The organism is Eubacterium maltosivorans, from assembly GCF_002441855.2.
In the GTDB taxonomy this organism is placed as follows: Bacteria; Bacillota; Clostridia; order Eubacteriales; family Eubacteriaceae; genus Eubacterium; species Eubacterium maltosivorans.
This window is the reverse complement of record NZ_CP029487.1, coordinates 1,610,440-1,634,345: the sequence shown is the minus strand read 5'-3', so window position 1 is coordinate 1,634,345 and position 23,906 is coordinate 1,610,440. Positions and strand designations below refer to the sequence as shown.

Genomic DNA, 23,906 nt, shown 5'->3' with positions numbered 1-23,906 from the left:
ATCAAGCTTTATAAGCCGGCTGTTAATCCAGCCGGCTTATGAATATTATGCGAACGGTTGTTTTTCGGGACAAACGGTCATCCGGGATGGGTAAAAATCTGTTATAATAAAAACAACATCAATCGTGAAAGGAAGTAAAACATGAAAAAGTACCTGAGTCTATTGTTGACCGCACTGCTGGTTTTTGGCAGTCTGCCCCTGACAGCTCTGGCGGAGGAAAGCCAGACGCCAGCCATCACCGGCGACTATGTTGAAGGGCAGGCCATAGTCTGTGTTGAGGGCGGCCTGCAGAGCCTGAACGGCGGCCGGAGCCGGAGCGCTTCGGATATTCAGATTGTGGACAGCCTGATGACCATCTCCGACAGCGCGGCCGAAAACGGCCTGCTCAAAAGCCGTTCGGCAGCCGAAGGAGATACCAGGCAGCTCGTGCTGGTGGAATCAGCGGCCGGGGAAGACACCCAGACCCTTATCGAAAGCCTGAAGGACAACCCCTCCGTTCTCTTTGCCGAGCCCAACTATCGGGTGCAGGTGAGCACAGACGAAGCCACAGCGGATGAAATCAGCCAGGCAGCGGCAGAGCCCTCAGCCATGGTGAGCGCAGAGCCGACGCCATCCGCCGGGACTCAGGATGCTGAGGCTGAGGCCGAAAAACCCGACAGCGATGAAGCGAAAGCCCAGCCGGAAGCCAGTCCACTTCAGACCGAAGCCAGCCAGGACGCCGGGGTACCGGCAACCGCTATAAATCAAGATCCTGTTGTGCAGGATATGTCTAATGGTCTCTGGAGTATGGATAACCGAGGCCAGATGGGCGGCACTGCCGGCGTGGACATTAACACAAAGCCTGTCTGGAATGCGGGCAATAAAGGCAGTAAAAATGTGGCTGTGGCCGTGCTGGATACCGGCGTGGACTACACCAATGACGATCTGGCCACACAGATGTGGGATAAAGCCGAGACCGGCGTTGATCTCGCCGGCATTGACGGCGGTGGAACCTACGGGAAGAACGTGTGTAGCATCGATTTGACAGCCACCGACCCCACCGATCCCATGGACAACATGCTCCATGGTACCCACTGCGCAGGCACCATCGGCGCCTCATGGGATAAGCGGGGCGTGGACGGCGTCTGCGAGGATCTGCAGCTCATTGCCGTCAAAGGGATGAACAGCTCCGGCGGCGGGATTTTAAGCGACCTCATCCAGGGCTACAGTTATCTTTCAGCAGTCTGCGACACCCTTGAGGCAGAGGGAAGCGCTACCCGCCTGAAGGCCATCAACAACTCCTGGAGTATGCCAAGCTACAGCGAAGCCCTGAACACAGCCATCACCACCCTTGGCCAGAAGGGTGTGGTGAGCGTTTTTGCGGCTGGAAATTCCAGCACCAATCTGGATCTGGAAACCAACACCACCAACGGTCAGCTGCCAAAGGCCTACACTCTGGTGGTCGGCGCCATGAACAGCGACGCCACCAAGGCCGTGTTCAGCAGCTACGGAAAGCAGACCGTGGACGTGTTCGCGCCCGGCTCCAGCATTTTATCCACACTTCCCAACGAAAAGACAGCCTACATGGCGCCCTTTGCCGATCCAAGCGCCAACTACATCTACGATGGCTATGAGGGAGATAAACCCGGAGCCACAGATAAAGAGGCCCAGAACGGCGGCCTGCCCTTCTATTACTACAGCGATACCGCCGCCAACCACACAGGCGACGCCGTGGCGGACGGCGAGGCAGGAAAGGCCATGCTGGGCAACGGCTGCCTGAAAACCACCGAGGTATCGCCCAGCACAACCACGACACTCATCAGCAATCCAATCACCATCAACGCCGCCGACAGCGCGCCCACGGCCTTCTTTAGCTTTGGCGCCCAGAACGTCCAAAGTTCCTTTAGCAGAATCGAGGTCATTTATGTGGGCGAGGACGGAACAACGGTCTCATGCCCGGTTGTGGACAAGGTTACCCAGGTCGATGGCACCACAGGCGCCATGCGCCGCTATAACCTCTGGGAGTACAGCACTGTGCAGCTGCCTGACAATTTTGCCAGCCAGCCCTTCCAGCTAAAACTGGAAATCAAGGTTAGTGACGCCAGCGCGGCCACCGGCCTTTACATCGACGCCGTGGGCATTGGCACCCAGAAGGTGGCCTACGGCTACGAGCACGGCACCTCCATGGCCACGCCGGCCGTTACGGGCTCTGTGGCTCTGCTGGCAGCCAAATATTTCAACGAATCCGCCGACGTGCTGGCCACCCGCATAAAGGGCGGCACCACCGACAGCGCCAACTACACCGCCAACAGCATCTCCGGCGGCTACCTGAACGTGGAAAAAGCCCAGAACAACCCCAACCCTGTGGTCTATGAGGCCGGGGATCAGGATGGCACCGTGACCCTGAAAGGACACTTTTTAGGAAACGAAAAGGGGAGCATCACCATTGACGGCGCAGACGCCACCGCAGCTGTGGTAAACTGGAGCGCCGACGTCATCACTCTGGATAAGGCTAAACTGTCGGCAGAAAAGGGACGGCACGAGGTGGTCATTAAAGCAGGCCAGAATACAGGCAGAAGCAACCTGAGCTTTGGCAGCGACGCAGCCGCCCAGGGCTTTGAAACCCTGAACCTGCCCCAAGGCGAGAGCCTGACAACCCTGGCAGACCAGAAAGGCGATGTTGGAACCATGGCGGCCACGGGCGGGGCGTTGTACTACTTTAACGGTTCTTTCCTGACCGCTTACACGACCACTGGCATCAGCGATACGCGCAACACCCAGACAAAGGTCTGGCGCTACGTGCCAGACAGCAGCGGCGGCGTCTGGGAGCAGCTGCCCAGCCCAGACACGGTGTTCATGTATGACCCCACGGCCTGCGCATGGCAAGGGAACGTCTATCTCATGGGTGCGGACGTGAATACGCAAAAAACAATGCTGCTGCGCTTTAATGTGGACGAAAACAGCTGGACCACAGCCTGCGAGCTGCCCGACGGCCTGCCTAATCAGGGAACCCTCATCAACTACAAGGACCAGCTCATCTACGCCGGAGGAACCCTGACAGATCCTGAAAACGCCGGCAAAACGCTGGCTCAGGACAGCTGCTACCAGATTAACCCGGACGAAAAAACCGCTGAGCTGGCCAGCTTTAAGCTGCCAGAAGCCCTGGCCTCGCCAAGGCTGGCGGTTGGCGGTACCGACAGAGAAATCATCACCCTTTACAATAACGCCGGAACCTGTTACAGCACAAGCGACGACGGAAAAACCTGGCAGAAGGCCACTGCTGATTACGACAATGGCGGCCAGAGCCTGCTGACAGCTCTTGGCGGCACCAGCACCGGCGCCATTGCCACAGGACTGGTTAAAAACTACAACGACTCTGAGGGCTTTGCAGATACCTGGACCCTGAAAGCTGGCGACCAGGCTCTTACAGCCTCCTGCAGTGTGTATTACCCGGCAAAGACCATTGCGCCTGTGGGCATCGCCTATCAGAATTATTTCTATGTTCTGTCCCATGTCTCCAAGGATATGGAGGCCAGCGGTCTGGTCTTTAAGCGCATGGCAGTGAGCACCAACGACGCCGCAGAAACCACACCTGGCGGCGGTGGCAGCAGCGAGGACAACCAGCAAAACGGCAGCGCCGGCCAGACAAAGGCCGAAAAAGCCAGCGTCAACACCGGCATTGTGGCTGACAGCACCCTTTCTACCGTGATTTGTATGGGCCTGCTGGCCTTGTGCCTGGCCGGAAGTGTTTTGGCCGGAAGACGGAAAGAGGGATAATCAATTTTCATCAAGCTTTACAAGCCAGCTGTTAATCCAGCCGGCTTGTTTTAAAATAAAAACATAATATTATGTAAACGGTCAATTTTCATGACAAACGGTCGGACAGAATATTGTAAAATGTGTTATAATATGATCATTATTATATTTTAAAAGGAGCAACCATGAAAAAGAAATCGGATGTAAAAGCTCTGAGACGGCGCGTGTTCGCGGCTGCTCTGGGCGTAACCTTAAGCTTTGCGGCCTTTACCGGCTCTGCCGTGCTGGCAATGCCGGAGATTCCAGTAGATACCAGCGGTGTTGATAACTACAACGGCGGCCGCCTGCCCGCCGGGCTGGATTCGTCCTACTACACCCTGCCCCAGGACACCAACGCCATTACCCCAAGAGGCGTGGAGCAGCCGTTACCGGAGAAATACGACCTGCGGAATGAAAACCTTGTGACCGGAACCCGCGCCCAGGACCCCTGGGGTTCCTGCTGGTCTTTTGGCAATACCTCCAGCATCGAATCCAACGCAGTGCTAAACGGCGCTGGCAGCGCCAGCAGCCTGGACTACTCCGAGCACTATATGGCCTGGTTTACCTTCCAGCCTTATCAGGGCGAGGGATATCAGATTGTGGAGGGTACGGCAAGCGTCCTGGATTTTGGTGGACGCCGCCAGATGGCCACAGCCGACACCACAGCCTGGTTTGGGCCAGTATCTGAGGCGCTGGCACCTTATGTCAACGCTGCCGGCACTCTGGATAAAAGCGGTGACTGGAGCCTGCCTTCAAGCCTGCGGGATGAGGCAGACGAGGTGCACGTGCAGAACGTGGATTACCTGCCTGAGACCGGTGTCTTTACTGGCACAGCTGTGGATAAGGACGGCTACACCTATAAAACCGGCTATTCCTTTGACGAGGCTGCCTTAAAGGCCGTTAAGAGCGCTCTCATGGAAAACGGTGTGCTGGATGTGTCCTACCATTCGGCGAAATCACTTCCAGATCAGGATGACAAGACCACCGAAATTTTTAATACGACAACCCATGCCCAGTACAGCCCAAGAAATGCTTCGGCCAACCACGAAGTCTCCATTGTGGGATGGGACGATACCTACGGTGTTGAGAACTTCAGCACCACGCCGCCGGGACGGGGCGCGTGGATTGTCAAAAACAGCTGGGGCAAGGGCGACGGCGGCCCGGGCTCCGTGGATGCAGAAGGCTATTTCTACATCTCCTACTATGATCAGACCGTCAGCGAGTTCACCTCATACCAGGTGGATGTGCCGAAAAACGGCCTGTTCAGCTATGACAATAACTATCAGTATGACTTTTTAGGCTATAAGTCTTTTGTGTCGGTTCCGCCGAGCGAGGCCAGCAGAGGCAACAAGGTGGCCAATGTTTTTACCGCGGAAAAGGACGAGGTTTTAACCGCTGTGTCTGCCATCACCGTGGATACGAACAGCACCGTTGAGGTTGAAATTTATAAGCTGGCCGATGGCGCAGACCTTTCAAACGCGGGCGAGGCTGTCTCCACAGCTACGGCCTGGCCCACCTACGGCGGCTACCACACCATCGCGCTGGACACACCAGTTGAGCTGAAGGCCGGCGAGCGCTTTGCCGTGGTCGAGACCATCACCGGCGCCAGAGGCGGCTATATGCCTATGGAGATGGGCTACAGCGGCGTTATACCTCAGAACGGGGGCACCATCACGTCCATTGCCAAGATTGAGCATGGGCAGAGCTATGTCGGCGCCGAGGAAGACGGCCAGTGGGTCTGGTCTGACGTGGCAGATACGCCTAAAATGCCAAACGGCGACGAAACCATTAACTATGGCAATGTGATGATCAAAGCCTTTACGGTGGATAAGGACGCCACGGCTCCAACCGTTACTGTAGAAGTTGAAAGCTTTGACAAAGCAGGACAGAGTCTGGGCAGGCAGACCGTCACCGATTTTAACAACGTGGCGGCATTGCCGGATAACACGGTTCAGATCGCTCTGACCAGCAGCGCTCAGAAAGGTACGGCCAGCCTGAGTGTGAATGGCGTGGCTTACACCGAGGACACAAAGATTCCAGCCAATAGTGTGATTACCGTTGATGGCCTTTCTCAGCCGAGAGGAAACAACAATGTCCAATATACCCTGAGCTATAAGGTTGATGAGATAATGATTACGGATGCGAATGTTACTGTAACTGGGGCCGCCGATCTGCTGCCCCCGGGCACCATTTTCAGTGCCACACAGCTGGACGAAACCGCCCTGGGCGAAGCGGCCCTGACTAATCTTAAAAACAGCTATAAGGCCTTTACCCTGTATGAGGTTAAAACTCAGAAGGATGGCAAAGACCTGGCCCTGCCAGAGGGCAAAACCGTCACCCTGAGCTTCCCGCTGCCCGAGGGCTACGACGCGGCCAAAACCGGTGTATACCTGGTGAGGGAGGATGGGAGCATCACTCCCTTTACCACCAGCGCAGCTGCCCCGGATGCCCAGGCTAAGACTCTGAACGCCGAAGGGGCTGAAAATGCCGCCGCAGTGTTGAGCGTAGACACCAGTGTACTCAACGGCACCTACGCCATTGCTCTTGAAAAGGATCAGAGTGAGGGCGGTGCGACGCCGGATAATGGCAGCGGCACCAGTACAGACACAACCGTCCATCAGGACGGCGGCGCAAAAGCCAGCGGCAACGTGCTCACTGGTATTCTTGAAACCCCGCAGCACGCCGGCGCTGCCTGCATCGTGGCACTGGCCGCCATTTTTGGCGCGGGCTATGTTTACCGCAGAAAAAGGACACGGTAAGCCGCTCGAGTAAATTTATCATTTAAAAGACAGATGCGCGGGACGCATCTGTCTTTTTTAGTTGCATACAGAAATCTAAAAATGCTGTTAAATAAACAAAGATCTGTTATAATGGCCTTAATCAATAAAAATGGAGAAATGACTGATGAAAATTTTGCTGTGCGAGGACAACCAGCTGGAACTGGAGGAGGCAAAGCGTTGCATCCAGGAAGCCACGGAGGATTACCAGACTCCCGTGAAGCTGCACTGTTTTCAAGAGGTTGAGAGCTGTCTTGGCTATCTTGAGAATAACGTGCCAGATCTGGCCTTTATTGATATTTTTATGGGAGAGGAATCCGGCCTGCATATTGCTCGGGCGATCCGGGAGAAGAGCCGTCAGGCTCAGATCGTTTTCCTGACCGGCTCCAACGAATTTGCTGTGGAGTCCTACGACGTGGAGGCCTTAGACTATGTATTAAAACCGCCAACGCCCGATCGGATCAGGCGTACCTTCGAGAAATATCTGCAAAAATACAACAGTGTGGAGAAATTCATTCAGGTTAAATGGCGGCGGGAGGAACTGAAAATCAAGGAGAGCAGTATTCTTTATATCAAAACCACGGGTAACGAGACCAGCTTTTACACCGATAATGGCGTGGTCAGTGTCTATTATCCCCTGAAGGAGATTGAAAAGCAGCTGTCGCCGGAATGGTTTCTCAGGCTCCGCAAGGGGCTGATTACCAGCATGGATTATATTGAGACCATGGACACAGGCTGCTGCACCCTGAAAAACGGCGAGGAGTACAGCCTCAGCCGCAAGGATAAAGCCGCTATCCGAAAAAAATATTTTGATTATCAGTTTTCAAAAATTGAAGGGAGATAACGCCTTTGCTGGAATCCAATATTTTTATCCGGTATTTTCTGGGGTTCTGGCTGCAGGTGGCGCCCGTTGCGGCCCTGTGCTATCTGGCCTTTGACCCGCGGGATTACCGCCTGCCGGCAGGAAGGATGGCAGGCCTGAACCTTATCGTTATGCTTATGCTCTCAATCCTGCAAACCCTGGCCTGGGCCTTTAACGAGCGGCTTCACAGCCAGGATGCCGAGGCCGCCTTTAACGGGAACAGCATGATCTTTTACATTTTTCTGCTTTTGTGCTTTCTGCTGTTTCTGTTCTGCGTGCGCAGCACTTTGGTCAAAAAGCTGCTGGTTTTTTCAATGGGCTTTGCCTACGCGGTTTTTGTGGCCTCCTGCGCCAACGCCTTTCTGGTGAGATACGAAGCCTTCGGCTTCTGGAACAGCGCCAGGGAGGCCGGCGTCATGCTTCAGGGCGGCTCCTTCTATATTATCCTGCTGGTCGAAATCGTGACCCTGCCGCCGCTGGTCCTGTTTATGCGCAGGATGGTCTGCCCGGTGCTGCGGGTGATGGATATCAAAACCAGCCGTTACCTGTGCCTGACCATCATTGTGATGCTGCTGCTTTACGGTGCCAGCTATACTCAGGTAACCTTTGATTTTGACACAGTGGTCTTTGTCTTTTACAGCCTGACCCTGTGCGTGTTTGGCTCCTTTGGCATTTTTTTCTTTACAGCCCGCCAGATGAACAAAAGCCGGGAAACAGAGGAGAAGGCCCGGCAGCTTGAGCACCAGATCGAGCTTGAGGAGCTTAACTACCGAAATATTACCGCCAGCATTGAGAACACCCGCATGATCCGGCACGATGTGCGCCACCATTTGCGGCTCATCGGAGAGATGGCGGAAAAGGGAGATACCACAGCCATTCAGGCCTATATCGCTGCCTACGACGCGCGTGTGCAATCCGAGACATCGGCTCCGGTTTCGGACAATTATATTTTGAATACCATCTACCAGTACTATTATGGCAAATGCCGTGAGAGCGGGATTACCCTTACGGCCAGGGCCCAGCTGGAGGAGCGTCCGGGCGTCGGTCCGGTGGATTTAACGGTCCTTTTCTCCAATATTCTGGAAAACGCTTATAATGCCTGCCAGTCTGTGGCGCCGGAGCGCAGGATGATTGATCTTCGGGTGGGCCGGATTGGCAATTCTGTGGTGGTAGTCCTAAAAAACACCACCTCGGCAGCGGACGCTCGGGGTGAGCTGACAACTGCCGGGCTGGGTGAAAAAGGAGGTGGCGGCCGCAGAGGTCTGGGCCTGTCCAGCGTACAGCGCATTGTGGACGCCCACGGCGGTTATATTGAATACCGCTGCAAGGACGGTGTGTTTATGACGAAGATCAGTATGATTGGCTCAAATTTAAATGAAGAAGAAAACAGGAGGTAAACCGATGAAAAAAATAATGCTTACTCTGATGGCTCTGGCCCTGTGCCTGGCTGTGACAGCCTGCAGCACAGGCGCACAGGCGAGCCTTGAAGGCTCCTGGCATGAGCAGCCAGCAGATGGAACCGATCAGGGCGCCTACCAGCTGACCTTTAATGGCGACGGAACCTTTGAGGAGCGCGTGGTATCCGCAAAATCAAGGGATATTATCACCACAGTCAGCGGCAGGTATACCGTGAACGGAGACCGGATAACCTTTGAGATCACTGGCTTTGCGAGCGGCGGTATCGAAGGTGAAACTCTGATGAACCTGGGCGGAGAAAACAGCATGGCGCGCCAGTATGAAATTGACGGCGACACCCTCTATCTATACGAGAACGAAAAACAGGAGGGCCGGACAGAAAAGGCCTTTGAGGGAAAACTGGTCAGAGGCCCGGTGACAGAGCAGCAGTAGCCACCAATGAATAAAGATAAAATATGACGAACGGTCAAAATATTATGTAAACGGCATGCAAAGGCAGGCCGGTTCTGTGTTATAATAAAATGTAGTGATAAAAGACGAGAGGAGAAAAACGTGAAAAAAAGAATTTTAGCCATCGCTTTAAGCCTGGCACTGATCCTGTCCGCCGTGCCAGCTTCGGCACTGGCCCAGGAAAATGACGCAGCCGCCAGTCTCGGCACTCCCGGGGTGGACTATGTCCCCGGCGAGGCCGTTGTCTATGTGAACGGCGGCGCGGCAGCCCTCAACAATACCAACGGCCTTGGCCGAAGCGCTGCACCGGCCTACGAGACCGAGGAGCTGATGACCGTGGAGGACACGGCAGCCATACCGGATGAAGCCAGCAGACTGCTGCGCAGCGCAGCGGCGGATACGGGCAAGAGCCTGGTGCTGGTCAAGAGTGATCAGGACACCGAGAGCCTCATCGCCGCTCTGCAAAACAACCCCAACGTGGCATTTGCAGAGCCCAACTATTACGTAGAGCCCTACGGCGTGGGAGAGCCAACCGATAAAGGCTATCCGTACCAGTGGGCCCTGGACAATAAGATGAACAGCGGCGATCCAACAGCCGCAGTCAACCCCGCGGTGGATATTAACGCGGTGGAAGCCTGGAAACAGTATACTACTTCCAGTGATAAGCCCGTAGTGGCCGTACTGGACAGCGGCGTGGATTACGAACACCCGGATTTAAAGAATATTATGTGGGACGATGGCCTGAACTATGACACGCTTACAAAAATGGGCGGCGGCCAATATGGCTACAATGTTCTGGGCGACGTCAATGGCGAGAAGGACAAGAGTGACCCCATGGATACAGACATCGGCCACGGCACCCACTGCGCGGGCATTATCGGCGCGGAGTGGAACAACGATGTACAGGCTGATGAAGACAGTGTTGCCGGCGTGAGCCCTAACGTGCAGATCATGGCCGTACGGTTTCTGGGCAACAGCGGAGCCGGCACCGTCTCCAGCGCCATTCAGGGCTACGCTTACATCCAGGCCGCGGCCAAAGCCGGCGTAAACGTGGTGGCGGTCAATAACTCCTGGGGACCCTCCAATTATGACGGCGCACAGCTGCGCTCAGTCTCCACTGCCGCCACGGCCATTGGCCAGGAATACGGCGTGGTCTCCTGCTTTGCGGCGGGCAATTCCAATGTCAATAACGACCTCAATACCAGCGGCATTGTGGACAGCCCCTACGTGGTAACAGTGGGCGCCATGGACAGCCAGGGCTACCGCAGCGGGTTCTCCTGCTGGGGTCAGGAATCTGTGGACGTCTTTTCGCCTGGAAGCCAGATTCTGTCCACTGTCACCACCTATGAGGATGACGCGCACCCCTTCTATACTCATACCATGCCTGTCCAGTATCTGCCGCAGATTCAGGCCGATGCGGACAGTTATTTCTATGAGGATTTTGAAAGTGGCGCCCCGAAGGTGGGCATGCGCCTTCTGGACGCTGCGGGCAAAGAGGTGGAGACCGCCAAAGCAACCACAGCGCTGGGCTACAACAGTGCTAAAAGCCTTGCCCTGCCGCTGGACAGCATTGAAAACGGCCAGAGCTTTGCCATTGAGCTGACCTTTGACCGGAAAGATTTGAAAGACATCAATACTGCTGAGAATTTTCACCTCGCCTTCCAGGGCGGGTGTGACAACGCCATGTACGGCGAGACCTTCCTGATCCAGTACCAGAACGCCGAGGGCCAGTGGACTGACATCAATTCTACCCAGATCATCGGCCAGGACGCCAGCGGCAGCCCCAGCTACATGCCGGCCCGTCTGCGCCTGTACGACCATAGCTGGGTGCAGTCCACCCAGGAGATCAATCTGCCCGATTTTGGACAATATGTAAATGATAGCGAAAAAGACACCGTGGCCCTGCGCCTGGTGCCAAGGCCAGCAGGAAATGGGACCTTGGGTGTCATGAGCGGCAAGACAGGCAATGCTGCCGCCTTCCGCCTAGACGATCTGGGATTTGGCAAAAAAGCCTCCGATTATTTTTATTCAGACGGCACCTCCATGGCCACCCCGGTGGTCACCGGACTGGCCGCGCTGCTGTCAGAAACCTTTAACAGCCAGACAACCAAAGCCGAACACGCGGCTGAAATCTGCGCCCGTATCAAGGGCGGGGTTAACCGCAAAGAGCAAAAGGATCTGGCGGATAAATCTGTGTCCGGCGGCTTTATTGACGCTGCGGCCGCCTTTGATGAAAACCAGTGCGTGCCTGTGCTCAACGATCTGGAAATCAATGAAAACGGCCAAGCCACGCTGAGCGGCTACTTCTTTGGAACCCAGGGATCCCTTACCGTGGGTGGCCAGACAGCCGACGTCACCAGCTGGGCCGATAACACCATCACCTTCACCCTGCCCGCAGGCATTAGCGGAAAACAGGAAATTGTCGTGAAACCAGGGGGTAAGGACTATGGCCGTGATTTCTTCGAGGTGGGTCTGGCTACCAGGGGCTACGACAGCCTGAGTGCGCCGGCCATTAGCTTTGGGGAATACGGGGGCTATCCCATCACCTCAGCCGATCTGCTCCCCATGACCATGGGCGCCACCGACAGCCATCTGGCCTATGTGGGTTATCAGATGGAAGGCGACGGGGGTCTGGGAACACCCTATTTCTCAGTCTATGATATAAAAACCGATACCTGGAGCAAGGCGGCCCTGCCCGAGAAGATCCTGCCCATGCCGTCAAAGGACTACTATTCGCTGACCGGCGGCAAGACCAAATTTTATCTGTTGTACACCGAGCTAAATGCGGAGGGCACCGAGCTCACGCCTAAAATCGGAACCTATGATCCGGCAGATGGCAGCTGGACCAGCGTGAACGCAGAGGGCTTTAGCGGTACCGAGCGGCTGGTGGTCTATAAGGACCAGCTTCTGGCCGTGGGTGGCGACGATATGGTTAAGGATGATACCGGAGCCACCGTCAGCAGCAGCGCCCGGGCATCCGTAAAAATGATTGACCCCAGCACTGGCAAGACCACAGGCAGCCTTGCGGATATGCTCGAAGGGCGCAGCGGAGCAACCGTCACCGCCTCAGGCAGCACCCTCATGGTGACCGGCGGCAACAGCGGCGCGGCCAACGCCAGCCATACGGTTTACACCAACACCCTGAGCTACAACGGCGGCAAATGGGAGCGCCATAATGACAACCTCCTGGGCATGGAAAGCCTGGACCCAATGCAGACCCTGGACACAGCCTATACCGCGGTCAACGGCGGTATGATGGCCGTGGGTCCGATTGCAGACCTGGATAAGGACAATATGCGGGATACCTGGAGCCTTAAGGGCGACGTCTGGAGCGCTGACGAAAGCCGGCTTTACAGCCAGTCCAAGACCACCCGCAACATAGGCGCGGCCAGCGGCGGCAAATTCTATGTGCTCAGCTACACTGGAAAAACGAGCGCGCCCTTGATATTCCGGGCTACTGATGTAGACTACACCGGCCCTACTGCCGACCCGGGCAGCGACAAGCCCGTACCACCGACCCCGACCCCGGAACCACAGCCCAGCGTCAACCCAACCCCGACCACACAGCCCGCTGACACAGACACCACCACAACCAGCGGCAAAAACGCGGGTACCGGTATCTTTGAAACCACCGCAGGCAAAACCCTCGTCATGGCGGCTGTACTGCTGATCGTGGCAGGCGGGGGCTTCGCGCTCTATCGGAAACGGAAAAACGGGTAGTTCATTGTTAAAAAGACCCTGTACGGAACCACGCCCTTGTGGTTCCGTATTATTATCATCGTTCTTTCGAGCCTCGCGCAGTACGCGCGGGGCTTTTTTATTATAAGTTTGTGACGAACGGTCAATGTTTTATGCGAGCGGTAACAATAAGAAGTAAAAACTATGATATAATAGAAAAAGCAATGAATCGCGAGAGGAGAATAACATGAAGAAAAAACTGCTGGCTCTGTTGTTGAGCCTGTCCCTGTTGATTTCTGTCCAGCCAGCCCCAGCCCTGGCCCAGGAGGACAGCAGCACTGAGATTAAAGGCGTGGCCGGAGAGGACTATGCCGATGGTCAGGCCATTGTGCTGATCGAGGGAGGGGCCGCGGCCTTAAACAGCCGCAGCGCCCTGGGCCGAAGCACATCCCCGGCCTTTGCGGCCGAGGACCTCATGACCTTTGAGAACACCGCCGAACCTCAGACCTACGGCCTGCGCTCCGCAGACGCGGGCGCCGGGCAGGAGCTAGTGCTTATCACCGCCCAGGACGGCAGCAGCACTGAGGAACTCATCGGCAGTCTCCAGGACAACCCGGCCGTTACCCTGGCCGAGCCCAATTACATCTACCATGAAACTGCCTTCGAGGGCGCTGCAGAGACCACAGATGCCACGGCAGCGGACAATACCGGCGGTACCGCCTACGCTGCCGACCTCAGTGGATACCAGTGGTCTTTAAACAATTCCATCAACCAAGCTGCCGACCTTAACGTCCCGTCAGGTCTGACCGGCGAGGGCGTGGTGGTAGCCGTGCTGGATTCCGGCATCGACGACACCCACCCCGATCTCCACAGCCAGATGTGGGATGAGGGTCTTAATTATCCGGCTCTCACCGCCATGGGCGGCGGAAAATACGGTATTAACGTTTGCCATACCAGTGAGGATACCACCGATACCAACCCCGAGGTCAACACCCACGGTGTCCACTGTGCAGGTATCATCGGCGCAGCCTGGGATCAGCAGGGTATCGACGGCGTGGCCGGAGGCATGAAGCTCATGGCCCTGCGCCACTCCGATGATGGAGGCAGCTCCTATACCAGCGACTCTCTCAAGGCCTACGAATATATGTCCCGAGCTGTGGACGCAGGCGTGAACCTGAGAGCAGTCAACAACTCCTGGGGCGGCACCTATTACGGCGAGGCCCTGCGGCTGGCCGTGGACGCCCTTGGCCAGAAAGGCGTGCTCTCCATCTTTGCCTCGGGCAACAGCGCCCAGGACGCAGACAACGTGTCCGGAACCAGCCTTGGCTTTAACCGCATCCCCTATGCCATTAATGTCAATGCCATGAACGCGTACGGTGAAGTCAGCTTTTTCTCCAACTATGGGCAGCGCGGCACCGACATCTACGCTCCCGGCGTCCAGGTATTGTCTACCATTATCACCGGTCAGGCCGAATACAATGCCCTGCTGGCAAGGGATAACCGCCTCTACACCGGTTTTGAGACCGCGGCCAGCGCCACCGACAAGGCCGATGTGCCAGACAGCAAAGGCCAGTCTCTGAGTTTTTACACCTACGACGCTGCAAAACCCAATAAAATGGGCGAGAAGCTCACACCCGCCGAGGGCAGCAGCCTCACCGACTACCGCACTGTTTACGGAAGCCGCGCTCTGTCCGTGTCCACTGGCGAGAAGGAGGCGTGGAGCAGCATTATCTCGGCTCCCATCACCCTGGACAACCCGGGAGATGGTCTGAGCCTGTCCTTTACTGGCAACGGACCCGACGCAGATTCCTTAATCAGCGCCAGCATCCGCACCGCAGATGGAACGGTGTATCCTCTGCAGGCCACCTGCAACGTAGGCTGGCAAAACACTGATAAAAACTATGTCCTCATCGGCAGGGACGACTGGATCAACTACAGCGCCAGCCTGAAGACCGAGTGGCTCACAGACTCCTTCCAGCTTATCTTTGACGTAGTCAGCTATGCTGCCGACAATGACAGTGTTGTGCTGGACGCTGTGGGCATTGGCAGTGAAAAACTGGCCTACACCAATATGTCCGGCACCTCCATGGCCGCGCCTGCCGTTACCGGCTCTGTGGCTCTGTTGAGCGCGGCACATCCCACCGAGGACGCAGCCACCATTGCGGCCCGTGTGGTAGGCGGCGCAAACCGCCAGCTGGACGCGGACATGGACGCCAAATGCCTGAGCGGCGGCGCTCTGGACGTGGCTAAAGCCAGCACAGACCCCGACCCGGCTTTAGGCCAGATCACCCAGGACGGCAGCGCCCTGACCCTTGACGGCCACTTCTTTGGCAGCAATCAGGGCAGTGTGGCCGTGGCAGGAGCTAATGCCACAATCACCAGCTGGTCCGATACCCAGATCAAGGTCACCCTTGACGGCGATATTCCCGAGGGCATTTCAGAGGTGCGCGTCACAAGAGCTGATAAGGCCTGGGGACGCAACTACAAGGCTCTGAGCAGTAAATCCGAATCCCAGTATGAAAGCCTTGCTTTGCCGGACAGCGGTACCCCGGGCTATGAGGGCTCCTACTTCCAGCTGCTGGGCACTGCCACCAGCGCCATGACCGCCACAGGTCAGAAGCTCTATCTGGCGTTGGGCGATATTGATTACGAAAGTGTGCTTGTGGAGAACGACCGGGCCAAATGTGCCACTGAGCTCTGGAGCTATGATACCCAGGCCGGCAGCTGGGAACGCCTGGCCGATCTGCCCGAAACCGCCTATAACCTTCAGAATCTCTGCGCCTGGCAGGGTAAGCTGTATCTGACCAGCATACATAAAGAAAAAGGGCAGGAAAAAGAAAGAGGACGCCAGTATCTCTGGTGCTACGATCCTTCCACAGGCGGCTGGACAAGAGGGCCAGAGCTGACCGAGGATTACACCTATGGCGCTTCCCTCATCAATTATAAGAACCAGCTGGTGCTGGCCGGCGGTTACACGCAGGATACCATGGCCAAAACCCTGCTGGCCCTGGACCCTGAAACCGGTAAAACCACAGCCCTGGATGTGCCCCTGCCCTATGATGAAGAAACCATGGCAGAAGGCACCTGCGCCTATGAGCCCTCCATTGCTGTCTGCGGCCAGAACCGCGACCAGCTGGTGATCGGCTCCTACAGCTATTTGGTCAGAGACATGTCAAGTACGAGTACATCCAAAAGTCCTTGGTACTACGATGGCCAGAGCTGGATAAAGAGCCAGCTGCCAGAGAATATGGGAGCTCCCCAGTCCACAGCAGCGCTGGGCGGCCTTAAGAGCGGCGCCCTCATTACCGGCTTTAACACAGGCGGCAGCGGCAGCGCGGGCTACCGGGATACCCTAAGACTGGCAGCCGACGGCAGCGCCGTCTTTCTGGAAGAACCCGTGTCCGCTTTCGCCCTGACCCATGTCAGAGGTCTGGCCTATCAGGGCAGCTACTATGTGATGGCCTCTTCACCTGAGGTGCCTGGAGGACTGGTCTTTAAGCGTATGGCCGCCGACACCAGCGACGCCGACGAGCCTGCAAAGCCCGACGAGCCCGTGGTTCCCGATAAGCCCGTAACCCCGGATACTTCCGGCAGCGATACGTCCGCCGATGGCGCGGGACAGAGTGCAAAGGCCCGGAATGCAGCCACCGGCGTTGTCGATGGCAGTGCCGGCGCGGCCACCGCAGGCCTCATGCTGGCAGCTGTCCTCATGGCCATGGGCCTGTACCATCACCGTAAAAGCCTGAAAGATTAAAAAAACCCCCTGTGGTACCAACGTACCGCAGGGGTTTTAAAGTGGGACAGGGTTTTATTCACCTGTCACCCGTCTCAGATAAAAAGCGCTGAGAGCAAGGTAAAGGACAAAGGTTACCAGAATAGAGGGGCTGAGCCCGGAAGAAGCCGCTGCTGCCGCCTGAGTATCCACAAGGGTCTGGCCGGCAATGGCTGGCACAATATCGTTCACTGTATGGAAAATCATAGGGCCGATGAGGTTTCCAGTGCGCAGGTAGAGGGTGCTCAAAAAGAGACCCATGCCAAAATTGGTGATCACCTGAGACAAGGTATAGGTGAGATCCGCATGGCCGATGAGGTTCAGGCAGTGGGCAAGGGAAAAGATGACCGCCGCCATGACTGCGGTTTTGACAAGAGCGCTCCGGGAGCCGCCCAGCTGGTTTTTAATCAGATTGACAACGCCGGCCCTAAAGACAAGCTCTTCAAAAAACCCCACAGAGGCCATAAAAACAATCTGAGTCAGCACCCATCCAGGGCCCACAGACCGGCCCGTGAGCCCGGCGGAGATCAAAGAAAAAACCAGAATGCCGGCAAAGAGCAGAAAAAAAGGCCAGGCCAGCAGAAGCGATTTTCCAAGGCCTTTGGCCCTGAAGCCAGGATTTTTGGTAATCTCCAGCCGAAACAGCAGAAAGAGGACAAAAATACCCAGCCCAAAGCGAAGGGCCGCGTCGGCCAGGATAAATGCTGTAGAAGAAGCGTTCAGGCCAAAGCCCCTTAAGAGCAGCAGCTCCAGAGCAAAAAGAACCGCGATGGCAGCCAGCCCCAGGATCAGGGCAGCGAGAATGCCGTGTCTGCGGCACCCGTTTTTTAGTATGTTCATGTTAAACTCCTTTATTGAATGGTTTGTTTCCATTCTATTCTAAACAGCCAGGCCTGTAAACCGATATTATGTGAACGGTCAATTTTTCAGCCAAACGGCAGGAGATTATTTTTCTTTAAGGCTTGCTAATTTTTCACCTTCATGATATTATAGTAATAGTAGTAATCTTAAATATTTAAAGCAAATGGGACAATGGCTGTCACCCATCAAAACCCTGAAGGCCGCGTACGGATATCCGTACGTGGTTTTCAGGGTTTTTTTTATCATAAACCCATAAAAAAAGGAGAAAAAAATGGCACTTGCAATATATTTGAAAGAACTGCTGAAAGCACTGGAACTGGATTTGGAGACCTATCTCAAAAAGCACTACGAGCTCTTTGAGGCAGTGGATACCGGCTATACGGCCAAGGATGGCAGGCAGCAGCTGACAGAGCTCATCTACCATGGCCACAGCAGCCACGTCTGCCGCTATTGCCGGCGTGGGCTTAAAAAGAAAACCATGCGCCTTGTGGTAAAGGAGGGCAGAAACCATGTGGTCAACGGCCTGTCCAAAGAGGTGGAGGACGCCGAGGGAAACCTGTACGTGTTCTGGGTGTGCAGCTGTGAATGCGAGCACTGCGCCAGGCGCCAGCGGGTGCTGCCCGCCTTTGCGGGACGCTGGATGCGCCACAGCTTGTTTACGGTGGCCCAGACTCTTTTACATTTATTTGAAAACGATGAACTGGACAAAAAAGCACTGAAAGCCCGGCGCGGCCGCCCAGTGCTTACCATGCCCTTTTACGGTGAGCTGAGCACCGTATACCGGTGGCGTCAGAAAATAAAAATAATTTTTGATTTGTAATAATAAAAAACACGTTTACGCGTCCAAGGTTGTTAAAAAGTCCTGTATTATAGACGTATCAGCAGGAGTAAATGAGAAAACAGCACCGCTGAAAGAAAACCATTATATTTTACAGGAGGTTTACAATGAAAAGTAAACAGACAACCATGACAACCGCGGCAGAAGAAAAAGGATTTAGCCCATGGTGTGCTTCGTGCGCTCTGAAACAGGAGGACCGCGTCTTAGGCGGCTTTGAGAGCCTTTCCGACATCGATCAGTGCATCGAGCTCTTCTTTATCGAAAAGCAGATGGAGGCCCTGCAGCAGGACTACAGGGAAAAGATGGGCTATATGAAAAGTCAGATGTCAGAGAGCAAACCGGCAGACTCAAGGGAACAAGACCCGGCGTGCAGCGTGCAGGAGCTGGCCTTAAAAATGCAGGCGTCCGGCATCGACATTGGCAGGAACCAGCTTTATTTCTGGCTGCGGCACCACGGCTATGCGCATTACCAGAGCGAAAGAACCCTTCAGCATCTGCCCACCGAGGAATCATTGGCCCAAAACTACATGATCGCCGAGAAGGTTCCCCGCCGCGATAAAAGAATCGGGAAGCACAGCTACAACACCAGACTCCTAGTGACCGGAAGAGGCCAGGACTTTTTTATCAAAGCCCTGAGAGCAGAGCGCGGCTCTGCGGCAAAGGCGGTGGGCGTATGATCCACGATGTGCCAGGACTGGATACCTGCTTTTGCTACCGCGTCCATGTGTTTCCCGGCGGCCGCGACCAGCTGCGCGCCATGATCGTCGGAGGGCGTTCCCTGGCCTGGCATATGGAGGACCTGGCCAGGCAGCTGGGCATTGAGCCGGAGGACGCCTTTCTCGACCGGATGCGCCATTCCCGAAAGATGACCGTCTGGCGCAGGCACTTCCCCTCCGATCACGACCCCATGCGGCTGGAGGTCATGGAGTTTCTGGACGTCGGCGGCATGTGCGATCTGCTGCAGTACGCCCGTGACAGCGGCCAGCTTACCCCTGAGGAGGCAAAGGACTGGCACTTTTTTCTGGATGGATTTATGATCATGCAGCTGCGCAAAGGCGATGTCTGCGGCATCGCGAACCTGCTCTTTGACACAAAATGAACTACCTGACCGAAGTCCTGACCTTTTATAAATGGCAGAGGAACAATCATCTGAGCCCCTTACTCCAGGCCTACTGGCACCTGCTCATGTACGTCAACAACAGCGCCGCCATCCAGGGTGATGACGGCCAGTGGCACTGGCCCATCCGTTTTAAGATCACTAACAGCCGGGTGCGCGAGGTTCTGGAGCTCGAAAACCGGTTCCAGGTGGGGCACGCAAGGGCGCACTTAGTGCGGCACGGACGCCTGCACTATTATCCGCACGGTGGAAACAAGGCCGGCGAGTATGAGCTCATCCCCTTTGATACCGGCCTTTCCGCTCTGTGGATAACTCAGGCAGAGACCGGTGACCGCACGCAGGTATGGACGCAGTCCAGCACAAAACCCGCACGCGAACCCGCACCGTTAATAAATAATATAAATAATAAATATACTTCTCTATTGTATTCTAATCAGGAGGCGCTGCCCAATATCCACGGCTTCAACCTGCTGCCCCCGCTCACGGATTCCGAGAAAACCGCCATTCAGGCCCTGTACCCGGATGACGATGTGGCCGCCTTCGAGGCCATGTGGGCCGCAAGGGAGAAAAAGCAGAAAGGAGAAATATTATGAACCGATACGGCAAGGGACCAAGCATTCTGCACCGCCGCCGGTCCTACCTGGTCGAGGCTGAGTGCCGGGCATGCGTTGGCTTTTACGCCCGCAGCGCCGAGGAGGCTGAAGATGAATTTAACGAATTCAGCGCCGCTGTGGAGGACCGGTTTCCCGGCATCGTGCTTGAGATTACAGACGTCTATGAGGACGCATAGGAGGCTTATTGAAAGAAAAATACACATTGATCGACACCTGGGTCCAGGAAGCAAAAAACAGTAACCAAGCAGCTAAAGAGCAGCTGATCAACACCTTTAAGCCTCTGATCCTGTCCGTCATGCAAAAATACATCTACGACACAGAAGCCTATGAGGACGCCCTGCAAGACGGCGCGCTGGTCGTGCTGGAGGCCGTACAGGCCTACGATCCGGATTTAGGCGTCGTATTCCCCTTTTATCTGAAAAACCGCCTGTTCCATCATTTCGTCAATGTGGCCAAAGCCATCAAAAAACAACAGGAAAATGAGCGCGCCGTCACAGGCGGTGGGGAGGATGGGGAAAATAGCCTAGAACAATATCCAGATGCTGGGCCATCGCCAGAAAAAGAAATGGTGAGACAGGAAAAAAACGCAGTGCTTGAGCAGATGCTCGTAGAAATAAGAGCAGAAAGGGCAGACGCTATCCGGCTGCGCTACTTTGAGGGAAAAAGCCTGAATGAAATCGCCCAGATACTGGACATTAGTCCTTGTCTGGCCGGCGTACACGTGCATCGGGGAATAGAAGACCTAAGGAAAAATAAGCATCGCCTACAATAAGAATAATGTTTTAATAAAAGCAACCAAAGCAGCAAATTTGGTTGTTTTTATTTATTTTTTGAAATAACTGTAAAATTTCCGCCCTTTTTTCCATTGTAAGAGTATAAGGCAAAAATGCCAAAACCAAAATCAGGAGGTAAGCACATGGCAATTGAAAAAACAGTGGAATCGGTAGGGATGAAAATCACCGTCAATCATGGCGAAGTGGGTGGGAAGATCGTCAAGTCTTCTAAGACATACGGCGACGTCAAGGAGGACGTGACCGACGACGCCTTTGTGGCCACCGTCAAAGCCATCACCGGTATGCAGGAGCCCATTCTCGAAAAGAAGGTCAAGGTGACGGCAGAGGAGTTGGTTGAAATCGCATAGCGATTTTGTTCCAAAATTCTCCATTCTGCATTCTCAATTTTCCATTAAAAAACGTAGGGCACGGCGCCCCCGTCGTGCCGCAGACAGGCAATAAAATTCAAAATTAAAGGAGATTAAAAACATGGCAGCAACAACCAACAAAGATTTAACCATTACCTTTCAGCGCGCGGACGGAAAGGACCACAAAATCACCATACCAGATTACAAAGAGGGCATCACCGACGCCGAGATCAAGACCGGGGCCCAGGCCATTGTGGATCAGGGAGCCTTTGAGCCCGACGGCTTCGCCCTTGCCAAGGTCGTGGGCGCTGTAAAAATCGACACCACCAAAACCGACGTGGCAGTGGAGTAAAAAAGGGGCGAAAGCCCCTTTTTTACATGGAAGCTTGAAAGTTGAAGGGAGATCCAATGAAAACCATTCATAAACGTATCCGTCAAAGCTTATTTTTAACCATTTTTATCCTTGTTACCTGCGTGTTTTTCTCAAGCCCGAACTTTAGGCCGGAAACGCAGCAGACTCAGGTATCAGATCCGGCGCTGCCGCAAGAGCCTGAAACGCCGCCGGACAAAGCGGTGATCGATCATCCGCTGCCCGAGGATCCCATCCTCACAGACGGCCCCTGGGCTTCGGCCCATTTTCTTATGGAGGAATATGCCTGCGACTGCGCGGGCTACTGTGACGGCTGGCCTGCCGGGATGGCCCCGGAGCTGCTGGAGCAGGTGGAGGCCCTGCGGTGCGCCCTGGGACAGCCCCTCATCATTACCTCCGGGGTTCGGTGTGAGGCGCGCAACGCCGAGGTGGGCGGCATCGAAAACTCCTGGCACCTGAGCGGACACGCGGCCGATCTGTACTGCCCGGGTGTGCCTTATGACGAGGTAGCGGCCACAGCCCGGGCCTTAGGGCTTGGGGTCATTGAGTACCCCTATCAGCAGTTCGACCATGTCGAGATCTGGCGCTAGAGAGATGTCCTGCAACAGGGACATTTTTTTATGCCGTAAACCCTGTTATAAAAAGCTGTTCAACAGCCCAAAAAGAGGTTATAATGAAGAAAAAGAAGAAAATGAAGGAGTACCAATGGAGAAAGAGAACTTTATTGAACGATTCTGGAAAGTCAAAGCCTCGGGCTCAACCGTCAGGACGGAAATCATCGCCGGGTTTACCACCTTTTTGACCATGGCCTATATTGTTTTTGTCAATCCGGCTATTATTTCGGCGCCAGCAGGTGTGGACGCCGCTTATTTTTTTGGGGCGGATGCCCAGACGGTGCAGTCTGCTCTGTTTGTGGCTACCTGTCTCTGCGCCTGTATGGGGACGTTGCTCATGGCTTTTCTGGCAAGGGTCCCCTTTGCCCAGGCGCCGGGTATGGGGCTCAATGCTTTTTTTGCCTACACGATTATGCTGGGCATGGGCAAAACCTACGCTGAGGCTCTAGCCATTGTGCTGATCTCGGGACTGCTGTTCATTATTTTAACGGTTACGGGGCTGCGGGAGGCCATTGTGCGGGGGATACCGGCCAATATCCGGATAGCCATTTCAGGTGGTATTGGCCTGTTTATTGCGTACAGCGGCCTGAAAAACGCGGGGTTGCTCAAGTTCACCCTGGATCCGGGCAGCTACCTGGTAACCGACCCAGCCGCGGCTGTGGGCCAGAGCACCGTGGTGGCCAATGCCTCGGCGATCCCGAGTCTGGTAGATTTTTCGTCCTGGACACCTGAGACGGCCGGCGCGGCTCTGGCCCTTCTCGGGCTCGTTATTATCGGGGTGCTTTACGCTCGCAAATGCAGGGGATATATTTTTATCGGGATTGTCGTTACGGCCATCATCGGGATTCCCTTTGGGGTCACCACCCTGCCGGCGTCCATTGATTTCAGCCGTATCGGTCTTCAATTCCAGGACTGGGCCCAGGTTTCGCTGCTGCATCTGGATTTTTCATCGCTGATCCATGAGGGCAGCCTGGTGGGCACGCTCTTTAATATTCTGATGGTAGTGGTGGCCTTTTCGCTGGTCGATATGTTTGACACCCTGGGCACTATTATCGGGACCGCTCAGCAGGCGGGAATGCTGGACGAAAAAGGCGAGTTCCCGGCACTCAAGCGCACGCTGATGGCCGATGCCTTTGCCACTACGGCCGGCGCGCTCATGGGCTCCTCCACGGTCACCACCTTTGTAGAGTCCAGCACTGGGATATCGGAGGGAGGCCGGACAGGCCTGACCGCGCTGGTAACTGCGATTCTCTTTCTGGCGGCGCTGGTGCTGTCTCCGGTGCTGGGGATTATCCCAGCTGCGGCCACGGCGCCGGCACTCATCTTTGTGGGTGTGCTCATGGTCGGCCCCATCAAGAGCATTGATTTTACGGACATCACAGAGGCGATCCCGGCCTTTGTCACCCTTTTGTTTATGCCGCTGACCTTCTCCATCGCCGACGGCATTGCCTTTGGGCTCATCACTTATGTGCTGTTAAAGGCACTGACCGGGCATTATAAAGAAGTGCGGCCGGTGACGGCTGTTCTGGCGCTTTTGTTTATCGTCCGGTTTTTATTCATGCAGTAGGGAGAATTGTGTGCTCTCCAAACCATAAAGGGCAGAGGACGTCAAACACACTGGC

At 55.2% G+C, this 23,906-nt stretch carries 18 protein-coding genes; 17 read left to right on the top strand and 1 reads right to left on the bottom strand.

Going from position 1 to position 23,906, the window contains the following annotated elements:
* Nucleotides 1-141: 141 nt before the first annotated feature.
* The 7 genes from CPZ25_RS08015 (at nucleotide 142) to CPZ25_RS07985 (ending at nucleotide 16,711) form a co-directional block, all read left to right on the top strand.
* The gene (locus CPZ25_RS08015) at nucleotides 142-3,756 is read left to right on the top strand and encodes a S8 family serine peptidase (protein ID WP_096920403.1); all 3,615 of its coding nucleotides are present in this window, start codon (nucleotides 142-144) and stop codon (nucleotides 3,754-3,756) included.
* Between the two features lie 164 nt (nucleotides 3,757-3,920).
* Nucleotides 3,921-6,533 (top strand): C1 family peptidase, encoded by a 2,613-nt coding sequence (locus CPZ25_RS08010; RefSeq protein ID WP_096920404.1) that lies wholly within the window; start codon nucleotides 3,921-3,923, stop codon nucleotides 6,531-6,533.
* A 145-nt stretch (nucleotides 6,534-6,678) separates the two neighbouring features.
* Entirely contained in the window at nucleotides 6,679-7,395 is a 717-nt protein-coding gene (locus CPZ25_RS08005; protein ID WP_074618463.1) for a LytR/AlgR family response regulator transcription factor, read from the top strand.
* A 5-nt stretch (nucleotides 7,396-7,400) separates the two neighbouring features.
* Nucleotides 7,401-8,810 (top strand): GHKL domain-containing protein, encoded by a 1,410-nt coding sequence (locus tag CPZ25_RS08000; RefSeq protein WP_096920405.1) that lies wholly within the window; start codon nucleotides 7,401-7,403, stop codon nucleotides 8,808-8,810.
* Between the two features lie 4 nt (nucleotides 8,811-8,814).
* Nucleotides 8,815-9,261, top strand: a complete 447-nt coding sequence (locus CPZ25_RS07995) for an META domain-containing protein (protein WP_096920406.1) — start codon at nucleotides 8,815-8,817, stop codon at nucleotides 9,259-9,261.
* Between the two features lie 120 nt (nucleotides 9,262-9,381).
* The gene (locus tag CPZ25_RS07990) at nucleotides 9,382-12,999 is read left to right on the top strand and encodes a S8 family serine peptidase (protein ID WP_096920407.1); all 3,618 of its coding nucleotides are present in this window, start codon (nucleotides 9,382-9,384) and stop codon (nucleotides 12,997-12,999) included.
* 205 nt (nucleotides 13,000-13,204) lie between these two features.
* Nucleotides 13,205-16,711, top strand: a complete 3,507-nt coding sequence (locus CPZ25_RS07985) for a S8 family serine peptidase (RefSeq protein ID WP_096920408.1) — start codon at nucleotides 13,205-13,207, stop codon at nucleotides 16,709-16,711.
* 54 nt (nucleotides 16,712-16,765) lie between these two features.
* Here the strand turns inward: CPZ25_RS07985 and CPZ25_RS07980 are convergent, their stop codons facing one another.
* Nucleotides 16,766-17,569 (bottom strand): CPBP family intramembrane glutamic endopeptidase, encoded by an 804-nt coding sequence (locus tag CPZ25_RS07980; protein ID WP_058693767.1) that lies wholly within the window; start codon nucleotides 17,567-17,569, stop codon nucleotides 16,766-16,768.
* Between the two features lie 292 nt (nucleotides 17,570-17,861).
* On the opposite strand from CPZ25_RS07980, the gene CPZ25_RS07975 reads away from it, so the two are divergent.
* From CPZ25_RS07975 to CPZ25_RS07930, 10 genes are all read left to right on the top strand, one after another.
* Nucleotides 17,862-18,410: a hypothetical protein gene (locus tag CPZ25_RS07975; protein WP_096920409.1), complete on the top strand. Its 549-nt coding sequence runs from the start codon at nucleotides 17,862-17,864 to the stop codon at nucleotides 18,408-18,410.
* 125 nt (nucleotides 18,411-18,535) lie between these two features.
* Complete coding sequence (locus CPZ25_RS07970) at nucleotides 18,536-19,105, top strand: phage antirepressor KilAC domain-containing protein (RefSeq protein WP_096920410.1); 570 nt, start codon at nucleotides 18,536-18,538, stop codon at nucleotides 19,103-19,105.
* A complete protein-coding gene (locus CPZ25_RS07965) occupies nucleotides 19,102-19,527 on the top strand; it encodes a hypothetical protein (protein WP_096920411.1) in 426 nt (141 codons plus the stop codon). The genes CPZ25_RS07970 and CPZ25_RS07965 overlap by 4 nt, the downstream gene beginning before the upstream one ends.
* Nucleotides 19,524-20,138, top strand: a complete 615-nt coding sequence (locus CPZ25_RS07960) for a restriction endonuclease subunit S (RefSeq protein WP_096920412.1) — start codon at nucleotides 19,524-19,526, stop codon at nucleotides 20,136-20,138. Before CPZ25_RS07965 ends, CPZ25_RS07960 begins: the two co-directional genes overlap by 4 nt.
* Nucleotides 20,135-20,335, top strand: a complete 201-nt coding sequence (locus CPZ25_RS07955; protein ID WP_074618278.1) for a hypothetical protein — start codon at nucleotides 20,135-20,137, stop codon at nucleotides 20,333-20,335. The genes CPZ25_RS07960 and CPZ25_RS07955 overlap by 4 nt, the downstream gene beginning before the upstream one ends.
* Nucleotides 20,336-20,343: 8 nt before the next feature.
* On the top strand, nucleotides 20,344-20,931 hold the full coding sequence (locus CPZ25_RS07950; protein ID WP_158577823.1) for an RNA polymerase sigma factor: 588 nt from the start codon (nucleotides 20,344-20,346) through the stop codon (nucleotides 20,929-20,931).
* Between the two features lie 144 nt (nucleotides 20,932-21,075).
* Nucleotides 21,076-21,300: a DUF1659 domain-containing protein gene (locus CPZ25_RS07945; RefSeq protein ID WP_096920414.1), complete on the top strand. Its 225-nt coding sequence runs from the start codon at nucleotides 21,076-21,078 to the stop codon at nucleotides 21,298-21,300.
* Nucleotides 21,301-21,421: 121 nt separating this feature from the next.
* Nucleotides 21,422-21,652, top strand: coding sequence for a DUF2922 domain-containing protein (locus tag CPZ25_RS07940; protein ID WP_074618281.1), 231 nt, complete (start codon nucleotides 21,422-21,424; stop codon nucleotides 21,650-21,652).
* 56 nt (nucleotides 21,653-21,708) lie between these two features.
* The gene (locus CPZ25_RS07935; RefSeq protein WP_096920415.1) at nucleotides 21,709-22,260 is read left to right on the top strand and encodes a YcbK family protein; all 552 of its coding nucleotides are present in this window, start codon (nucleotides 21,709-21,711) and stop codon (nucleotides 22,258-22,260) included.
* A gap of 115 nt (nucleotides 22,261-22,375) precedes the next feature.
* The gene (locus CPZ25_RS07930) at nucleotides 22,376-23,851 is read left to right on the top strand and encodes an NCS2 family permease (RefSeq protein WP_096920465.1); all 1,476 of its coding nucleotides are present in this window, start codon (nucleotides 22,376-22,378) and stop codon (nucleotides 23,849-23,851) included.
* Nucleotides 23,852-23,906: the final 55 nt, after the last annotated feature.